Below are 17,580 nucleotides of genomic sequence, written 5' to 3'. Positions count from 1 at the left end.
GATGGAAGCAGAAGCGGTTCCGGTACGCATGGTGAGTAAGGCAGAGAAGCTAGTGGGCCCGGTGATTCTCTTGGGAGCGCCGGGCGCTGGTAAGGGTACGCAATCGAAGCGGATCTCAGAGCATTACGAGATACCGCAAATCTCCACCGGAGACATACTGCGGGATAATATAGCCCGCGGAACAGAGCAGGGGAAAATGGCGGGAGCGTTGATGGAACGTGGCGAATTCGCTCCCGATGAATTGGTGTGCCATATGGTCGCTGACCGGGTGGCACAGCCGGACTGTGCACTCGGATTCATTCTGGACGGGTTTCCCCGGACGGTGATGCAGGCCGAGTGGCTCGACAAGTACCTTGCCGAGCATCACTTCTTTGAAACTCCAAACGGTTGTAAGCAGTTGGTTGTGATCCAGTTAACGGTAGAGTATAATCTCCTATTGCGTAGGCTCACCGGGCGTCGAACCTGTCCTAAGTGCGGACGGATTTACAATGTTCACACCTCTCAGCGGCCGCAGGTAGAAGGCATCTGCGACATCGATGGTACGGCACTTGTAACGAGAAAAGACGATCGTGATGACGTCATCGTCGAGCGGCTGAAGAACTACGAAATACAGACATTGCCGCTAGTGAATTACTATGCGCAGCGAAAGCGGCTGACGGTAATTGACGGTGCGGCGGATTTGGACGTGATTACGTCCCAAGCCTTCAAGGCAATAGAACATGGCGATAGTTTGTAAGTCTGCCGGCGAAATAGAGAAAATGCGGCGTAGTGGCCACATTGTTCGCCAGGTGTTAGACACAGTAAAGGTGCTGGTGGCGCCAGGTGTTAGCACGATGGACCTGGAGCGCGCAGCGGAAAAGAAAATTCGCGAGTTAGGTGCAAAGCCTGCATTTAAAGGGTATTACGACTATCCTTGCGTGCTTTGTACATCGGTGAATCAGGAAGTGGTGCATGGCATTCCCTCAGAGACGCGTAAGCTCGCTGAGGGCGATATTGTGTCCATCGACTGTGGCGTGGTGCTCGACGGCTACTACGGCGATTCGGCCGTGACGGTTCCGGTAGGCAGCATCAGCGATGAAGTTCGCAAGCTGGTGGACGTCACCGAGCAGTCGCTCCAAAAAGGGATTGAAGCTGCACAGGCGGGAAACCGTCTCGGTGATATCGGCGCTGCAGTGCAGGAGTTTGTCGAAGCTGCAGGCTTCACCGTGGTACGCGAGTTTGTTGGGCACGGCATTGGGACCAAGTTGCACGAGGATCCGCAGGTTCCGAATTACGGCGTTCGCGATCATGGGCTCAAACTGCGCGAAGGTATGGTCATCGCGATCGAGCCAATGGTGAATGCAGGCGGTGCATCGGTTCGGGTGCTGGATGACAAGTGGACAGCGGTAACTCAAGATGGCAAGCCGAGCGCGCATTTTGAGCATTGCGTGGCGATCACAAAAGACGGTCCGGTGATACTGACCGCTTAGATTCAGGGTTCGAGTGACTGCTCGATACTGAAAACAGATTGAGGTTGGATGAGTAAGGAAGACGCGATTGAAGTAATGGCGATGGTCATCGAGCCCTTGCCCAATGCTATGTTCAGGGTGAAGCTCGAAAACGATCACGAAGTGCTGGCGCATGTGTCGGGCAAGATGCGCAAGAACTTCATCCGCATTCTGCCCGGCGACCGAGTCGCCGTTGAGTTGTCGCCCTATGATTTGAATCGCGGACGGATAGTTTACCGCTACAAATAGCGGAAAGGTTCGCGCAGACCCGCAAGAGCCCAGATGTTTGGGGCTCGCGGGATTTTGCGTGTTTGCAGTAGAGGGCCGCAAGGCTCTCAAATCGCCTTCTCTGATGTGAAGTCTTGCTACAGAGCTGGCAACAGCGTTATGTCGTCCTCGTGGCACCGGACGGTCTGAGCGTGAATTAGTCGAACAAGGAAATGGCTTATGAAGGTTCGGGCTTCAGTAAAGAAGATTTGTGACAAGTGCAAGGTCATTCACCGCCACGGTGTGGTGCGTGTGATCTGCGAAAACACGAAACATAAGCAGCGCCAGGGCTAACCTAGGTCTGCTCAACCAGGAGTAGGACACACACATGGCACGTATTGCAGGCGTCGATCTGCCCCGCAACAAGCAGGCACGCATCGCGCTCACTTACATCTACGGTATCGGCCAGCCTCGCGCCCTTAAGATTCTGGGCACGGCAACGGTCGACCCGGTCAAGAAGATCCAGGACCTGAGCGAAGACGAAGTGAACCGCATTCGTCAGGTGATCGAGAACGAAGGCCAGGTCGAGGGTGATCTGCGCAAGGAAATCTCGCTTCACATCAAGCGGCTCATCGAAATCGGCTCTTATCGCGGCAACCGTCACCGCCGCAGCCTGCCTGTCCGCGGACAGCGCACGCACACCAATGCTCGCACTCGCAAGGGTCCGCGCAAGGGAACGGTGGCTGGCAAGAAGAAGGCGACGAAGTAAGTCGGCTTGCCGCTAGGTCGCGTCTTTCCGCAGGCCGCATCCGTCGGTTCGTATGGAAAGCGCTTACTGGTAACCCCAGAACAGGAATTGAGAACGGAATATGGCAAAAGCAGCTGGCGCCGGCGCTTCCGCGTCGGATAAGAAGGGCAAGAGCAAAAAGTTCAAGAAGAAGGAGCGTAAACACATTCCTCACGGAATGGTGATGATTACCGCTTCCTTTAACAACACGATCGTGACGATCAGCGACCCCACGGGCAACGTGATTTCCTGGAAGAGCTCCGGTTCGCTCGGGTTCCGTGGCTCCCGCAAGGGCACGCCATTTGCCGCGCAGCAGGCCGCAATGAACGCCGCTAATACAGCGCGCGATCACGGTCTTCGCTCCGTCGATGTGAAGGTTTCGGGCCCCGGCTCGGGACGTGAGTCGGCGATCCGCGCATTGGCAGCGGCTGGACTCGAAGTGCGTACCATCAAGGACGTCACTCCGGTTCCGCACAACGGCTGCCGTCCGCCGAAAAAGCGTCGTGTGTAATTGAGCTTTCGTTGCCGCCGTTGTGCGGCTCCCGGCATAGGTCATGTGTGACCCTGATGCCGGTCGACAAAGATTTGAGCGGGATAGAAAGGACCCCAACTCCTGTAAACCGCTCCCAGACTAGAGGAGATATAAGTTGGCTCGCTATAAAGACGCAGTATGCCGCCTTTGCCGTCGAGAGGGAACGAAGCTGTTCCTGAAGGGTGCAAAGTGCTTCATGGAAAAGTGTCCAGTCGAGAAGCGCAACTTTGCCCCTGGCCAGCATGGCAAGGATCGAAAGGCAAAGATCGTCGGCTACGGACTCCAGCTCCGCGAAAAGCAAAAGGCCAAGCGCATGTACTTTGCGCAGGAAGGCCAGTTCCGCAACTACTTCGAGAAGGCCGCTCGCGCAAAGGGCGTTACCGGCGAAATCCTGCTCCAGCAGCTTGAGCGCCGTCTCGATTCGGTTGTTTACCGTCTTGGCTTCGCCGTGGCGCGCCGTCAGGCCCGCCAGCTCGTGCGTCACGGTCACGTCGCGGTAAACGGTCGCAAGGTGAATATCCCATCGTTCCAGATCAACGCTGGCGATGAGGTAATCATTCGCGAGGGTAGCCGTAAGCTCACTATTGTTGAAGCGGCGAAGGACTTCGCTGCGCATCAGACAGCCCCGGCTTGGCTCGAGATTGACCGCGAGAACTACAAGGGTCGCGTGCTCTCTCTGCCCCGGCGCGATGAAATCAATCTGCCGGTCAACGAGCAGCTCATCGTCGAACTTTACAGCAAGTAATCGGGCGCAGGCTGAACGCCTGCAGCTCGTGGCTGTATCGGCTCGCGGAGCGCGACGATACCGGGAAGTGTCGGAGTTGTCGAGCAACCTAATTACAGCGGCACGGTCTCAGGATTCGTGCCGCATTACCCTATCTCGGACCAGACCAGCCTGCGGTGTAAGCGTTCCGCGGTGCCAAACGGCCGAAGAAAGAGGAAAAATACATGCTCTGGAAGGGTTTTCAAAAACCAAAGCGCTTGGCGATGGACTCTGAATCGCTGACCGACAAGTACGGTCACTTCTGGGCGCAGCCGTTCGAGCGCGGATTCGGCACCACGATTGGAAATGCGCTGCGGCGCGTTCTGCTGTCCTCGATCGAGGGAGCAGCGATCACCGCGGTGAAGATCGAAGGCGTGCTGCACGAGTTCCAGTCCATTCCTGGCGTCGTCGAAGACGCAACGGACATCATCCTCAATCTGAAGCAGATCCCGTTTAAGCTTTCGGGAGATGCGCCGAAAATGATCTATCTGCGCGCCGATCAGCCTGGAGTCATCACCAGCGGAATGATCGAAGCGGATGGCGATGTGGAAGTTCTGGACAAGGACGTTTACATCGCGACCGTCAGCGAAGGTGGAAAGTTGGACATGGAGCTTCGCCTGAAGAAGGGGCGTGGCTACGTTTCGGCCGATAAGAATTTCGACGAGGACCTCGGGCTCGGATTCATTCCGATTGATTCTGTGCACTCGCCCGTGCGCAAGGTCAACTACTCGGTCGAGGCTGCCCGTCTCGGTCAGATCACCGACTACGACAAGCTGGCTCTGGAAGTGTGGACCAACGGTTCGGTTTCGCCTGCCGACGCGATCGGCTTGGCAGCCAAGCTGCTGAAGGACCACATGAATATCTTCATCAACTTCGAAGAGGAAGTTGAAGCTGCTGGAATTTCGGCCGACAACAAGCCGGAGATCCGCAACGAGAATCTGAACCGCTCGGTCGAAGAGCTGGAGCTGAGCGTTCGCAGCTACAACTGCCTGAAGAACGCGAATATCCAGACGATTGGCGAGCTGGTGCAGAAGTCCGAAGCTGAGATGTTGAAGACCAAGAACTTTGGTCGCAAATCGCTCAACGAAATCAAGGAAATCCTTGCTTCGATGGGCCTTGGCCTTGGAATGAAGATTGACGAGCACGGCAATGCCGTTGCGACCAGCCAGTCGACGATGGGCGGCAGCACTAGCGTGCCTCCAACGTATGGCTCTGGAGACAGCAACCCGGGCTTCTAATTTTGTGGCGGGATGCGCCGCACGGCGCTTCCGCATACCGCCCGGCACTGCCGGGGAGTTAAGTTCAGCCGGATTCTAAGCGGCTCCGGCGATATTAAGGATTGAGTCATGCGTCATCGTGTAGCAGGTTGGAAACTGGGCCGGAACACTTCCCACCGGCGGGCTTTGCTGCGAAATCTCGTCACTTCTCTGATTCTTGAGGAGCGCATCGAGACGACCGTCACCAAGGCTAAAGCAATCAAATCGCATGCCGAGAAGATGATCACACTCGGCAAGAAGGGTGGCGTTGCAGAACGCCGCCAGGCAGCGGCGTATCTGATGACGCCGGATGCCGTTGACAAGCTGTTCGGCTCTATCGGACCGCGTTTTGGCGACCGCAATGGCGGTTACACACGCATCATCCTCACCGGCTTCCGCAAGGGCGACGGTGGAGCGAAGGCGTTTATCGAAATTCTCGGCAGCGAGAAGACGATCGACGAGAAGCGTGAAAAGCGTGCCGAAGTTCGCGCAAAGCGCGCCGAAGAAACCCGCAAGGCCATGGAAGAGCAGCAGGCCCAGGCAGGCGGCGGCGAGGCTGCCGGAGAAGAGCCTAAGGCTTAGTCAAATGGAGCTTACTTCCGGTTCTGCCGGAAGGATCAGGTCACAGAATGCGCACCTTCAGGTGCGCATTTTCTTTTGCCTGAAGCCCCCACAATGCACTCTTAGAACCTCGCGGGTAAACAGCCGCGGCAAGCTCGCGACATATACTAGCCAGACTTTTGGGGTGAGCCGTATGCAATTCGGAGCCAGAAAACAAGCAGATGTAGGCGCAGTTCCTTTGCAGAATGCGGTTGTTTGCATGGAATGTCAGTCGTTGAGTGACAGCCGATTGAATGAATGTCCGCTGTGTGGAAGTCAGTCATTGCTCAACATCTCGGCGATGCTGGGGAATGCCCTGCCGCTGCTGACCGGGCCGAGCGATAGCCGGAGAGAACGATTTGACTTGGAATTCACAATCGATCTGAAGCAAATGGAACTGAAGGATCTGAATGCTGCAATTCAGCACATCACTGGGTTGATTGGGCCACGACTGATGCAGGGCCGGGCACATTGCCACATCAGCGTGGAGCCTGCAGAGAACGGCTGCGACATGGATGAGCAAGTGGCATAGAGCGTGTCGATGGGGATCATGACCTTTGCTGTTCAAAGTACTGGTACGTTAGTTCTCTGGACGGGAAGACATCGCTGTTGCTGCTCATCGCGGTAGCGATTCAGCTTCGGGTACTGATTCCAAGCTTGGCAAAGGGCCGTTAGTGGGCGAGAGCAATGTGCGCTGGGTCACTGCGCGAGGTTGAGAACAGCGGTGAAATGTGGGGCGGTAGACAATCATGGTGCCGCGGTATGGTCGCGGCGCGGAGGCGTCCCATGAAACGCATTCTGTTAGTGATGTTCAGTGTTCTGCTTGTGATGAGCATCGTCCCGGTTGCGGGCTCTGCGCAAGCCAAAGCTAAGACCGTAGCGGCGACTGACGAGGCGGTCTCGCTGACCGACGATATCACTCCTCCGAGACTGTCTGAGGTGGCCACACCGGATTACACTCCGGAGGCGAAAAAGAGAAAGATCGAGGGCACAGTAACCCTGCTGATTACGATTGATAGAAAGGGCGACGTGGTCGATGCGAAGGTCGTCAAAGGGCTTGGATACGGCCTCGACGAAAACGCTATCATCGCGGTGAAAGAGTGGAAGTACAAACCGGCTGAAAAGGACGACAAGCCTATCCCGGTGAAGATGGAAGTGACGGTAGATTTCTATTTACGAAGCTAAAAGCAGATAGCTGAGAGAAGATGTAAGGCGCGGATGACACCGCGCCTTTTCTTTTTGCCAAGCAAGAAGCCGTCCCGCGCGGGACCGAATTTCTGAGTTCGGCGTCTCAAAACGGAACTGGCAGGGATTTTGCCTGTTTTCCACCGCTGAAAGTGCAGTCATTTACCTATCCGCTGCATCTCACAATTGTTCGCGGGAATGGTCCACCTGAATCCAGGGCATGAGAATGTTCCGGGTAGAGCTTTCCGCGAGCAGACTGAAGAAAGATTAGTCTATGAGGCAGCCAAGCACCGTGCCCACGTTCGTTTTCGAAAGATCTTACGTTTTCTCCAAGAACAAAATCCTGAATATTGCCGGGCGAGAAATTTCGTCCCGCGCAAGACAGCAAGTTCCGTGCTCCTGCTATAATCCCTAGTTCTTGTGACGCGGCTCACGGAACAATGGGTAATGCATCACACCTGCGATGAGCAAAGGTGGCGATTTGAGGATTAACGCAGTCGTCGCATCATCGCAATTCATTCCGGATTTCGAGCGAACAGATAGCTACGTAACGGACAACTCCCATACATGGCGCAGATCTTTCATCGCAGTGCGAATTCGATTGCTAAGGCCTCCATCCTTGGTGGACTGATTCTGGTGGTTGGCCTTCTGTGGGCAGCTTTGCAATTGCAACGCTCGCCCTACTTCACCTATGCAGGTGTTGCGCGCCCGCAACCCGTTCCTTTCCCGCATCAACATCACGTGGCGGGACTCGGAATCGATTGCCGCTATTGTCACACCTCGGTCGAGGTGTCGGGCTTCGCCGGCATTCCTCCAACGAAGACGTGCATGAACTGCCATTCGCAGATATGGACGGCGGCTCCAATGCTTGAGCCTGTCCGCGAAAGCTATCGGACGGGGCGCAGCCTGAGCTGGACGCGTGCGAACGATCTGCCTGACTTCGCATATTTCGATCACAGCATTCACGTGAACAAGGGCGTTGGTTGCAACGCGTGTCACGGGCGCGTGGACAAAATGAACCTGATGTACAACCAGGCTTCTCTACAGATGGAGTGGTGTATCAACTGCCATCGCGCACCGGAGAAGAATCTGCGCCCGCACTACGTGAAGCCGGATCCCAAAGACCCATCCACGATGGGCGATCAGATTTTTAACATGGCGTACCAGGAGCCTTCGCAATCGCATCCGGTGACGATCAAGGAAGGCGACACGTACAAGACGTTCACCAGCCAGACGGGGCCAGATGGGTTGGGAACGTACTTGGTGAAGGTGAACAATGTGCGTTCGCCACGGGACATCACGAGTTGCAACACGTGCCACCGCTGATGATCTTTACGTGCAGCAAACATCGCATTTCGCAATGGTCGCAACAGCGACAGCAGAGACTCTGACGAGTGGAATCGAAGCGAATGGATAAGGTCGAGAAAACTGGAATTGGGGATGTGTGTCCCAGCAAGCGAAACAAGCTTGAACTGAGCGAGGTGCGCGAGAAACTGAGCGAAGCCCGCGGACCCCAGTATTGGCGCACGCTGGATGAACTGGCGCAAACTCCTGAGTTCGAGGAGATGCTGCATCGCGAATTTCCCAAGCACGCTTCAGAGTGGACGGATAAGAGCTCGCGCCGCGACTTCATGAAGATCATGGGCGCGTCCTTGGCTCTTGCGGGGTTGAGCGCCTGTACGAAGCAGCCTCTCGAACCGATTGTTCCGTATGTGCGGCAGCCAAACAACGTGGTTCCGGGAAAACCCCTCTTCTTCGCGACGGCGATGCCGCTGGGTGTCTACGGTACGGGACTGTTGGTCGAGAGCCACGAAGGACGACCGACGAAAGTCGAGGGCAATCCACAGCATCCATCGTCGCTGGGTGGAACGGATGTATTCAACCAAGCCAGCGTGCTCAATCTGTACGATCCCGATCGGTCGCAGGTGAACACCTATCTCGGTGAATCGCGTTCGTGGCCGGATGTGCTGTCGAGTTTGCGTGGCGTGATTGAAGCGCACAAGAAAAATCAGGGTGCAAGACTTCGCGTTCTGAGTGGTGCCACTTCCTCGCCTTCGTTCGTAGCGCAAATGCAGAATTTTCTAAAGGCATATCCGCAGGCGAAGTGGTATCAGTGGGAAGCGGTCAATCGCGACAACGTGTATGCGGGCGCGCAGCTTGCGTTTGGGCAGCCGGTCGAGACGATCTACGACTTCTCGAAGGCCAAGATAGTTCTCTCGCTCGACGCGGACTTTCTGTCCTCGGGCTTCCCTGGATTCCATAAATATGCGCGCGACTTTGCTGCGCGTCGGCGTCCTGAATTGCACGAAGAGATGTTGCGCTTCTACACGGTCGAGAGCGCTCCGACAAACACTTCGGCAAAGGCGGATCATCGCCTGCACGTGAAGGCCAGTGAAGTAGAGCCGTTCGCGCGAGCTCTGGCTACGGCACTGGGAGTAGCGCAGGCAGGCGGTGCGTTCAACGACAAACACAAGAAGTTTGCTGGCGCACTCGCGAAGGATCTGCAAGCGAACCGCGGTGCTGTCCTGGTCGTTGTTGGAGACGCGCAGCCTCCGGCAGTGCATGCGCTGGCTCATGCAATCAATGGCGCACTGGGCGCAACGGGTAAGACGGTGAGCTACGTTGATCCGATCGACCCGTTTGCGAATGTTTCAAAGCTTGATCAGCTTCGTCAGCTTGTGGGCGAGATGCGCAGCGGCAAAGTTGACATGCTGGTCGTGCTCAACACAAATCCTGTGTACGACGCCCCTACGGACATTGACTTCTACAATGCTCTCAACCAGGTGCCATTGCGGATTCACCTTGGACTCTATCAGGATGAGACTTCCAAGTACTGCCATTGGCATCTGAACGCATCGCACTTTCTGGAGCACTGGGGTGATACGCGCTCGTTTGATGGCACTGTGAGCTTCATTCAGCCACTGATTGCGCCTCTCTATGGCGGGCACAGCGAAAGTGAACTGATCGAGTTCCTGACGAACGAGAACGAGGCCACGAGCTACGACTTGGTCCAGCGCTACTGGCAGTCGCAACATGCGGGGGTTGATTTCAAGGCATGGTGGGATCGCTCTCTGCATGACGGCTTCATAGCGAACTCGGCTGCGGCTCCGAAGACACTGACGGCAAGAGTTGCGACATTACCCGCGATCGCACAGCCTTCGAATGGCCTTGAGATCATGTTCCGCCGCGATCCAACTGTCTACGACGGACGCTTCGCAAACAACGGATGGTTGCAGGAAACGCCAAAGCCCATGACGCAGGTCTGCTGGGACAATCCAGTGATGATCAGCGTGGCCACGGCCAAGAAACTGAATCTCAAAGCTGAAGATGAAGTTGAACTCGAACTGAACGGGCGCAAGGTGAAAGCCGCAATCTGGGTGACCCCGGGCCATCCGGACGACGCGATCACCGTGACTCTCGGCTACGGGCGCGAGAAGGCCGGGCGTGTCGGATCGGGCGTTGGTTTCAGCGCCTACCAGTTACGAACTTCGAATGCACTCTGGAATGCGGGTGGAGTGAAGATGACCGCCACGGGCGGGCATTATGGGCTAGCGTCTCCGCAAGGATTCCAGAACATGGTCGGGCGCGCGATTGTTCGTGCGGCCACACTCGAGGACTTCATGAAGAACCCGGGCTTCGTGCACGAGATGGTTGAAGCGCCAGCGCCGGGTCTCACTTTGTACGAGCCTTACGAGTACAAAGAACACAAGTGGGGCATGGCGATTGACCTCAACGCCTGCATCGGGTGTAAGACCTGCTCCGTGGCATGCCAGGCTGAGAACAACATCGCTGTGGTGGGCAAAGATCAGGTGAAACGTGGTCGCCATATGAACTGGCTGCGCATCGATAACTACCATGAGGGATCGCCTGAGAACCCGAACACCTACTTCCAACCGGTGCCATGTATGCAGTGTGAAAACGCTCCGTGCGAAGTTGTATGTCCGGTGACGGCCACGGTGCACTCGTCGGAAGGCCTGAATGACATGGTCTACAACCGATGCGTGGGCACCCGCTATTGTTCAAACAACTGTCCGTACAAGGTGCGTCGCTTCAATTTCCTGCTGTTCCAGGATTTCGATACGCCACAGCTGAAATTCCAGCGCAATCCCGACGTGACAGTAAGAAGCCGCGGTGTGATGGAGAAGTGCACTTACTGCGTACAGCGCATCACACACGCGAGGATCAATGCCGAAGAGCAGAACCGGAAAGTACGCGACGGCGAAGTGATGACCGCCTGCCAGCAGGCTTGCCCGGCTGATGCAATCGTCTTCGGCGATCTGAATGATTCGAACAGCCGCGTTTCGAAGCTCAAAGCGTTGCAGCGGAACTACGGATTGCTCGAAGAACTGAACACACGCCCGCGCACCACTTACTTAGGCGCGGTGCGGAACCCGAACCCTGAGTTGGAGTCATAAAGGATCATGGAACAATCTCCAGAGACCAAGGCTTCCACGACACTCGAACGGCTGCTGCCCGGGCAGGCACCCGTGCTTACCCCCGGCCACACGCTGGAGACGATAACGGACAAGATCGTCTCGATTGTGTTACGCCGGCCAGTGACACTGGGCTGGCTGGGAGGCTTCGCGCTCTTCTTTGGCCTGCTGAACCTGCTGATGTTTGCCGCAGCCTACCTGTTCTATCGCGGCGTTGGCATCTGGGGCATCAACATTCCAGTAGGCTGGGGATTCGCCATCGTGAATTTCGTGTGGTGGGTCGGTATCGGCCACGCGGGTACGTTGATCTCGGCGATTCTGCTGCTGCTGAAGCAGGGATGGCGCAACTCGATCAACCGCTTTGCCGAGGCCATGACGCTATTTGCCGTGGCATGCGCCGGTATCTTCCCGCTGATTCACACTGGCCGCCCATGGCTCGCGTACTGGCTGTTCCCGTATCCCAACACGATGAGCATCTGGCCGCAATTCCGCAGCCCGCTACTGTGGGACGTTTTCGCGGTATCAACCTACGCAACGATCTCGGCGCTGTTCTGGTTTGTGGGACTCATTCCTGACCTGGCGACATTCCGCGATACGGCAACGAATCCAGTAGCGAAAGCGATTTACGGACTGCTCGCGATGGGATGGCGTGGTTCGGCGCGACATTGGAAGAGATACGAGAGCGCGTACATATTGCTTGCCGGACTGGCGACTCCGCTGGTGCTCTCAGTTCACACCGTCGTTTCATTCGACTTCGCAATTTCGATCCTGCCGGGCTGGCACACAACAGTGTTCCCGCCGTACTTCGTTGCTGGCGCCATTTACTCGGGATTCGCAATGGTGCTGGTGCTGGCCATTCCGATTCGCCGCTTCTATGGCGTGCAGGACATGATGACGCTCCGCCACCTCGACAACGCGGCAAAGGTCATGTTGGGTACGGGATTGATTGTGGCTTACGGCTACTCGATGGAAGCGTTCTACGCCTTCTACTCGGGAAACATCTACGAGCAGTTCATGTTTAAGAATCGTGCGCTAGGGCCGATGGCGTGGTCTTACTGGTGCTTGATCGCCTTCAACATTGTCATTCCTCAAGTGCTCTGGATTCGCAAAGTAAGGCTGAATCCGCCACTGTTGTTCCTGGCGTCGCTGGTGATTCTGTTTGGCATGTGGCTGGAGCGATTCGTGATCGTCGTTACGAGTCTGCACCGCGACTTCCTGCCATCTTCGTGGGGCATGTACGTGGCGACGCGATGGGATTACGCGGTGTTTGTTGGCACTCTGGGATTGTTCTTCTGCGCCATGTTCCTGTTCGTCAGGCTAATGCCAATGATCACCATCTTTGAAATGCGCATGTTGTTGCCCGAAGCAAAACTCAGCGAGGAGGTAGCCGCTCATGACTGAGTTGCACGGTGTGGTGGCTGAGTTCGATACGCCGGACAGCTTGCTCACTGCTTGCAAGCTGGCACACGCCGCCGGATACCGCCGCATGGACGCCTACACTCCATATCCAATCGAGGAGATCGCAGACGCAATCGGTTTCGAGAAGACGCAGGTGCCACTGGTCACGCTTGTTGGCGGAATACTCGGCGGGTTAAGCGGCTTCCTGCTCCAGTACTGGGTGCACGTGTGGGCTTATCCCACGAACGTTGGAGGACGTCCTCTGAATTCGTGGCCGTCGTTCGTGATCATCACGTTTGAGATGACAATTCTGTTCGCGGGTATTTCGGCAGTCGTCGGCATGCTGGCATTGAACGGATTACCGCAGCCTTATCACTCGATTTTCAATCATCCGCGTTTCTCGTCGGCGAGCCGCGATCGATTCTTTCTGTGTATTGAGGCGGAAGACCCAAAGTTCGATCTGAGCGAGACAACACGATTCCTGCAGGCGACGAATGCACTCGATGTTGCGGAGGTCGCCGACTGAATATGACATACGAACTCACGAATAGCAGGATCAGAAATTTCGCAGGAAAGATTGCGCTGGCTCTGGTGACAGCAGCCGGACTGATGCTGCTGGCCTCATGCAGAGAGGACATGCACAACCAGCCCAAGTTCATTCCGTTGCGAGAGAACGCATTCTACCCAGATATGCGTTCGGCGCGCGCGCCGGTGGAAGGCACGATCGCACGTGGACAACTGGAGGACGATCCCTTGCTCTACACGGGCAAGATCAACGGCCAGGAAGCAGACCAAGTTCCGTTTCCAATTACCGAGCAGGATCTGGAACGAGGACGAGAGAGGTTCAACATTTACTGCTCTCCTTGCCACTCGCAGCTAGGTGACGGCAATGGAATGATTGTCCAGCGTGGCTTCAAAAATCCTCCCTCCTATTACGAGCCGCGCTTGATGAAGGCACCCATAGGACATTTCTTCAATGTAATGACGAACGGTTGGGGCGCAATGGGCGACTATTCGGCCCAGGTTCCTGTCGCGGATCGTTGGCGCATCGCGGCTTACATTCGCGCTCTGCAACTGGCTCATCCAGTGAAGACCGAGGTTGCGGAGGAGAAGCAAGTGATTTCGCCGCGAACGGTAACGAAGCCAGGCAGTGTCGCAGGCACAGATCGTCCGGAGGCGAAATAGCATGAGCGCAACGACCTATCCCGCTTCCTATAGATTTGAAGCACCCGCGAAGTCGCGTGGGCTCTCGACACGATGGCTTGCCATCGGAGCCGTCGGTGCCATTGCAGCAATTGCCGGAGCATTTATCTCTAGCGCGCAGTTCTATCGCGGATATCTGATTGGCTACATGCTGATACTCGGGTTCTCGCTGGGTTCGCTCGCGCTGTTGATGCTTGGTCACCTAACGGGCGGCAACTGGTGGATGATCGGACGTCGTGTAATGGAAGCGGCGATTGCAAACATCCCTCTACTGACCGTTCTGTTCATCCCGATCTGGCTGGGTCGCCACAGTTTGTATATCTGGCTCGACCCGGCATACGTGGCTTCTCACAAGGAAGTCGCGGCGAAGGCGCTGTATCTCAACGATCACTTCTGGACACTTCGTGCGGTGATCTACTTCGGCCTGTGGAACCTGTGGGCGTGGAGACTGCGCCGCGGATCTTTCGCCCAGGACGTGGATAGCTCGCCTCGCGTGTGGCAGGGACTGAAAGGCTGGTCCGCGCCGGGAATCTTAGTGTATGGATTGACGATCACGCTGGCATGCACCGACTGGGTGATGTCACTCGACCCGAACTGGTACTCAACGATCTTCGGCATGTTTTTCATGATCAGCGAGATGCTTTCCGTGATGTCGCTGATGACCGTCATCCTGTGTTCAATGCGCCATGAGTCACCGTTCACGGAAATTCTCGGGCCAGACAAACTGCATGACTACGGCAAGCTGATGCTGGCGTTCACGATGGTCTGGGCGTACTTCAGCTTTTCGCAGTGGCTGATTATTTGGGCGGGCAATCTTCCCGAGGAGATCACGTGGTACCTGGATCGAATTCACGGCGGATGGCAGATCGTCGCGCTATTGCTGGTCTTTTTGCAGTTCGCACTACCCTTCACTTTGTTGCTTTCGCGCGAGTTGAAGCGTGATGCGCGAAAACTGGTGCCCGTCGCACTGCTGGTGATCGTGATGCGCTATGTGGACCTGTACTGGCTGGTAGCTCCGAATCCGTTCCCTGGAACGGCGCCGGAGTCACACCAACTCTCATATCACTGGACGTATTTCGCGGCGCCACTCGCGCTCGTGGGCATCTGGCTGGGACTGTTCTTCCGTGAATATGGAAAGAGGCCCTTGCTAGTGGTTACTGAGCCTATGTTGCCGCGGCTTTGGGAGCAAAGCAATGGCCACTAATCACGGACATTTCGGCGGTTCGGATCGCAATCCTACTGTCGATTACGACAAGAGTGACATGAGTGCACGGGGAATCCTGATCTTCTTCCTCGTGCTCGCAATCTTCGGAGTTGCCATTCATCTTGGCGTGTTGGGAATGTACGTCGGAATGACAAAGGTCGCCGATAAGCATGACCCGGAGCAGAGCCCGCTAGCGCCGCAGGCAGTTGCGCCGCGCGCTGGCATCATGACGAACACAGCTAACGTGAATGTCACGAAATTTCCGGAGCCACGCCTTCAAGCAGACGAGACAGTTGATATGACCAGGTTCTTGCTGGCGGAGAATGCTGCTCTGAATGCGCAAGCGCACCAGGACGCACAGGGCAACACGCACATGCCCATTGATCAGGCGATGAAAGAGATTGCAACGAAGCTCCCTGTTCGTCCAGGAACAAATGCGGTACTTCCGAATTACTCCGGCGCTGGACGAGAGTACTCCAAGCCTCCCGTAACGGAAGCTCCTCAGCCGGATTACCAGATGAACTTCAATTCAGAGAGGCCGCAGCGCAGCAAGTAGTGATGTGGAGCATTTAGGACAAGGAATCATGTCGGTTCATAACACAATTCGCAAGGTGGCATTGAGCCTGGCTATGGCTGTCGCGATGTCAGCAACGGCGATGGCGCAGTACTTCACCCCGCCCGAAACCAAGACAGTCGCACCTCCGGGACTCGAGGGCGTGGGCATCGACCAGCGCCTCAACGAGCAGGTTCCGTTGGACCTTCAGTTCAAAGATGAACAGGGTAAGGCGGTGAAGCTGGGCGACTACTTCCATGAAGGTCGTCCGGTGATTTTGAATCTCGTGTACTACGAGTGCCCCATGCTGTGCACCGAAGTATTAAACGGACTTACTTCAGCGCTGAAAATCATCAAGTTTGTTCCGGGCCAGGAATTCGAGGTTGTAACCGTCAGCATCGATCCTCGCGAGACGCCACAGCTCGCCGCCAACAAAAAGGAAATGTACCTGAAGCGCTTGGGGAATCCAGCGGCAGGCAAAGGATGGCACTTCCTCACAGGTGAGCAGGCGCAGATCTCGGCTTTGGCGAATGCTGTCGGATTCCGGTACCGGTACGACACAAAGCTCCAGCAGTTCGCGCACGCCGCAGGAATCATGCTGATCACACCTACGGGGAAAGTCGCGCAGTATTACTACGGCGTCGAGTACTCAGCGAAAGACATGCGACTTGGCATCGTCGAGGCTTCGCAGAACAAGATCGGTTCGCTTGCCGATCAGGTATTGCTGTACTGCTATCACTACGATCCACGCACGGGGCGCTATGGCGCAACCATCACCAACATCGTTCGGTTGGGTGGTGTAACCACGGTTGTCGTGCTGGGTAGTTGTCTTGTACTGCTGTTTCGCAAAGAGAAGCAAGATCACGGAATCGGAACAGGACGGGCATAAATAGATATGTGGTCAAATCTGCCACTATTTCCGGCCCGAGCAAGCTCGATGGCCGGACACGTTGACGCACTGTATTTCGCCCTTGTGGCGATTACGGCCTTCTTCACGATTCTAATATCGTTGTTGATCCTGTATTTTGCTGTGCGCTATCGAAAGGATCGCAGCCCACAGGCAACACAGATACACGGCTCGACGGCGCTGGAACTGCTCTGGACCGGCATTCCGCTTGGCATCGTGATGATCATCTTTGTGTGGTCGTCTGTCATCTTCTTCATGCAGACACGTCCACCAAAGGGCGCCATGGAGATCTATGCAGTAGGCAAGCAGTGGATGTGGAAGTTCCAGCATACAGAAGGGCCGCGCGAGATCAATCAACTGCACGTTCCGGCTGGCCGCGACGTGCGCATGATTATGACGTCTCAGGATGTCATCCATGACTTCTTTGTTCCTGCCTTCCGCATCAAAGCTGATGTGTTGCCGGGACGTTATACCTCAACCTGGTTCCATGCTACGAAGCCGGGTCGCTATCACCTTTTCTGCGCCGAATATTGCGGAACTCAGCACTCAGGCATGATCGGCGAAGTGGTCGTGATGGATCCTGCTGACTACGATCGCTGGGCCGCGAGCGGGGTAGATGGATCGTTGGCATCCGCGGGCGAGAAGAGCTTCCAGCAGTATGGCTGCTCCATGTGCCACCGCGCAGACGCCGCTGGGCGTGGACCGAACCTGATCGGGGTATTTGGTAAACCCGTATTGCTCGACGATGGACGCTCGGTTACAGCAGATGAGAGCTACGTTCGCGAATCGATTCTGAATCCAGGAGCGAAGATCGCGAGCGGCTTCAAGAACATCATGCCGACCTTTGAAGGTCAGCTCAGCGAAGAAGAAGTAATCGGCCTTGTGGCATACGTCAAAGCCTTGGGTAATGGAACGGCAAACCTGCCGCTACCAGTCAGCGAACCTAATTCTGGAGTCTATCCAGTTGCCCCGAAGAACGAGGGCACGGTCCAGAAGAGTGATCAGCCCTCGACTCCGCCAACGACCAAAGCCGCACCGGCTCAGCCCGGGGCAAAGCAGTAAAGG

20 protein-coding genes are annotated in these 17,580 nt (G+C 56.0%); all 20 read left to right on the top strand.

The genetic code is table 11. The annotated features are described in order from the left end of the window. Position 1: 1 nt before the first annotated feature. Positions 2-736, top strand: coding sequence for an adenylate kinase (locus AC6IZD_RS13945; RefSeq protein ID WP_497783924.1), 735 nt, complete (start codon positions 2-4; stop codon positions 734-736). Beyond that, positions 720-1,469 (top strand): type I methionyl aminopeptidase, encoded by a 750-nt coding sequence (gene map / locus AC6IZD_RS13940; RefSeq protein ID WP_497783923.1) that lies wholly within the window; start codon positions 720-722, stop codon positions 1,467-1,469. Before AC6IZD_RS13945 ends, map begins: the two co-directional genes overlap by 17 nt. Positions 1,470-1,517: 48 nt before the next feature. Continuing rightward, entirely contained in the window at positions 1,518-1,736 is a 219-nt protein-coding gene (infA, locus tag AC6IZD_RS13935) for a translation initiation factor IF-1 (protein ID WP_497774641.1), read from the top strand. Between the two features lie 198 nt (positions 1,737-1,934). Continuing rightward, a complete protein-coding gene (gene rpmJ / locus AC6IZD_RS13930) occupies positions 1,935-2,048 on the top strand; it encodes a 50S ribosomal protein L36 (RefSeq protein WP_497783922.1) in 114 nt (37 codons plus the stop codon). A gap of 34 nt (positions 2,049-2,082) precedes the next feature. After that, on the top strand, positions 2,083-2,463 hold the full coding sequence (gene rpsM / locus AC6IZD_RS13925; protein ID WP_497783921.1) for a 30S ribosomal protein S13: 381 nt from the start codon (positions 2,083-2,085) through the stop codon (positions 2,461-2,463). 100 nt (positions 2,464-2,563) lie between these two features. Next, positions 2,564-2,992 (top strand): 30S ribosomal protein S11, encoded by a 429-nt coding sequence (gene rpsK / locus AC6IZD_RS13920; protein ID WP_497783920.1) that lies wholly within the window; start codon positions 2,564-2,566, stop codon positions 2,990-2,992. Between the two features lie 136 nt (positions 2,993-3,128). Continuing rightward, positions 3,129-3,758, top strand: a complete 630-nt coding sequence (gene rpsD / locus AC6IZD_RS13915) for a 30S ribosomal protein S4 (RefSeq protein WP_497783919.1) — start codon at positions 3,129-3,131, stop codon at positions 3,756-3,758. A 203-nt stretch (positions 3,759-3,961) separates the two neighbouring features. Further along, on the top strand, positions 3,962-5,014 hold the full coding sequence (locus AC6IZD_RS13910) for a DNA-directed RNA polymerase subunit alpha (protein WP_497783918.1): 1,053 nt from the start codon (positions 3,962-3,964) through the stop codon (positions 5,012-5,014). 108 nt (positions 5,015-5,122) lie between these two features. Continuing rightward, entirely contained in the window at positions 5,123-5,614 is a 492-nt protein-coding gene (gene rplQ, locus AC6IZD_RS13905; protein WP_497783917.1) for a 50S ribosomal protein L17, read from the top strand. A 238-nt stretch (positions 5,615-5,852) separates the two neighbouring features. Then, on the top strand, positions 5,853-6,164 hold the full coding sequence (locus AC6IZD_RS13900) for a hypothetical protein (RefSeq protein ID WP_497783916.1): 312 nt from the start codon (positions 5,853-5,855) through the stop codon (positions 6,162-6,164). Between the two features lie 254 nt (positions 6,165-6,418). Continuing rightward, the gene (locus AC6IZD_RS13895; protein ID WP_497783915.1) at positions 6,419-6,817 is read left to right on the top strand and encodes an energy transducer TonB; all 399 of its coding nucleotides are present in this window, start codon (positions 6,419-6,421) and stop codon (positions 6,815-6,817) included. 567 nt (positions 6,818-7,384) lie between these two features. Further along, positions 7,385-8,143, top strand: a complete 759-nt coding sequence (locus tag AC6IZD_RS13890; protein ID WP_497783914.1) for a cytochrome c3 family protein — start codon at positions 7,385-7,387, stop codon at positions 8,141-8,143. A gap of 68 nt (positions 8,144-8,211) precedes the next feature. Continuing rightward, positions 8,212-11,232 (top strand): TAT-variant-translocated molybdopterin oxidoreductase, encoded by a 3,021-nt coding sequence (locus tag AC6IZD_RS13885; RefSeq protein WP_497783913.1) that lies wholly within the window; start codon positions 8,212-8,214, stop codon positions 11,230-11,232. A gap of 6 nt (positions 11,233-11,238) precedes the next feature. Then, a complete protein-coding gene (nrfD, locus tag AC6IZD_RS13880; RefSeq protein WP_497783912.1) occupies positions 11,239-12,651 on the top strand; it encodes an NrfD/PsrC family molybdoenzyme membrane anchor subunit in 1,413 nt (470 codons plus the stop codon). Beyond that, positions 12,644-13,174 (top strand): DUF3341 domain-containing protein, encoded by a 531-nt coding sequence (locus AC6IZD_RS13875; protein WP_497783911.1) that lies wholly within the window; start codon positions 12,644-12,646, stop codon positions 13,172-13,174. The genes nrfD and AC6IZD_RS13875 overlap by 8 nt, the downstream gene beginning before the upstream one ends. 2 nt (positions 13,175-13,176) lie before the next feature. After that, on the top strand, positions 13,177-13,833 hold the full coding sequence (locus AC6IZD_RS13870) for a c-type cytochrome (RefSeq protein WP_497783910.1): 657 nt from the start codon (positions 13,177-13,179) through the stop codon (positions 13,831-13,833). A gap of 1 nt (position 13,834) precedes the next feature. Continuing rightward, on the top strand, positions 13,835-15,055 hold the full coding sequence (locus tag AC6IZD_RS13865) for a hypothetical protein (RefSeq protein ID WP_497783909.1): 1,221 nt from the start codon (positions 13,835-13,837) through the stop codon (positions 15,053-15,055). Continuing rightward, the gene (locus tag AC6IZD_RS13860; RefSeq protein ID WP_497783908.1) at positions 15,045-15,611 is read left to right on the top strand and encodes a hypothetical protein; all 567 of its coding nucleotides are present in this window, start codon (positions 15,045-15,047) and stop codon (positions 15,609-15,611) included. Before AC6IZD_RS13865 ends, AC6IZD_RS13860 begins: the two co-directional genes overlap by 11 nt. A gap of 28 nt (positions 15,612-15,639) precedes the next feature. Further along, positions 15,640-16,497, top strand: a complete 858-nt coding sequence (locus AC6IZD_RS13855) for an SCO family protein (protein ID WP_497783907.1) — start codon at positions 15,640-15,642, stop codon at positions 16,495-16,497. 6 nt (positions 16,498-16,503) lie between these two features. After that, positions 16,504-17,577, top strand: coding sequence for a cytochrome c oxidase subunit II (gene coxB / locus AC6IZD_RS13850; protein WP_497783906.1), 1,074 nt, complete (start codon positions 16,504-16,506; stop codon positions 17,575-17,577). Positions 17,578-17,580: the final 3 nt, after the last annotated feature.

Source organism: Koromonas humicola, from assembly GCF_059726255.1.
The sequence above is the reverse complement of the archived record's forward strand: the minus strand, read 5'-3'. Positions and strand labels throughout refer to the sequence as shown.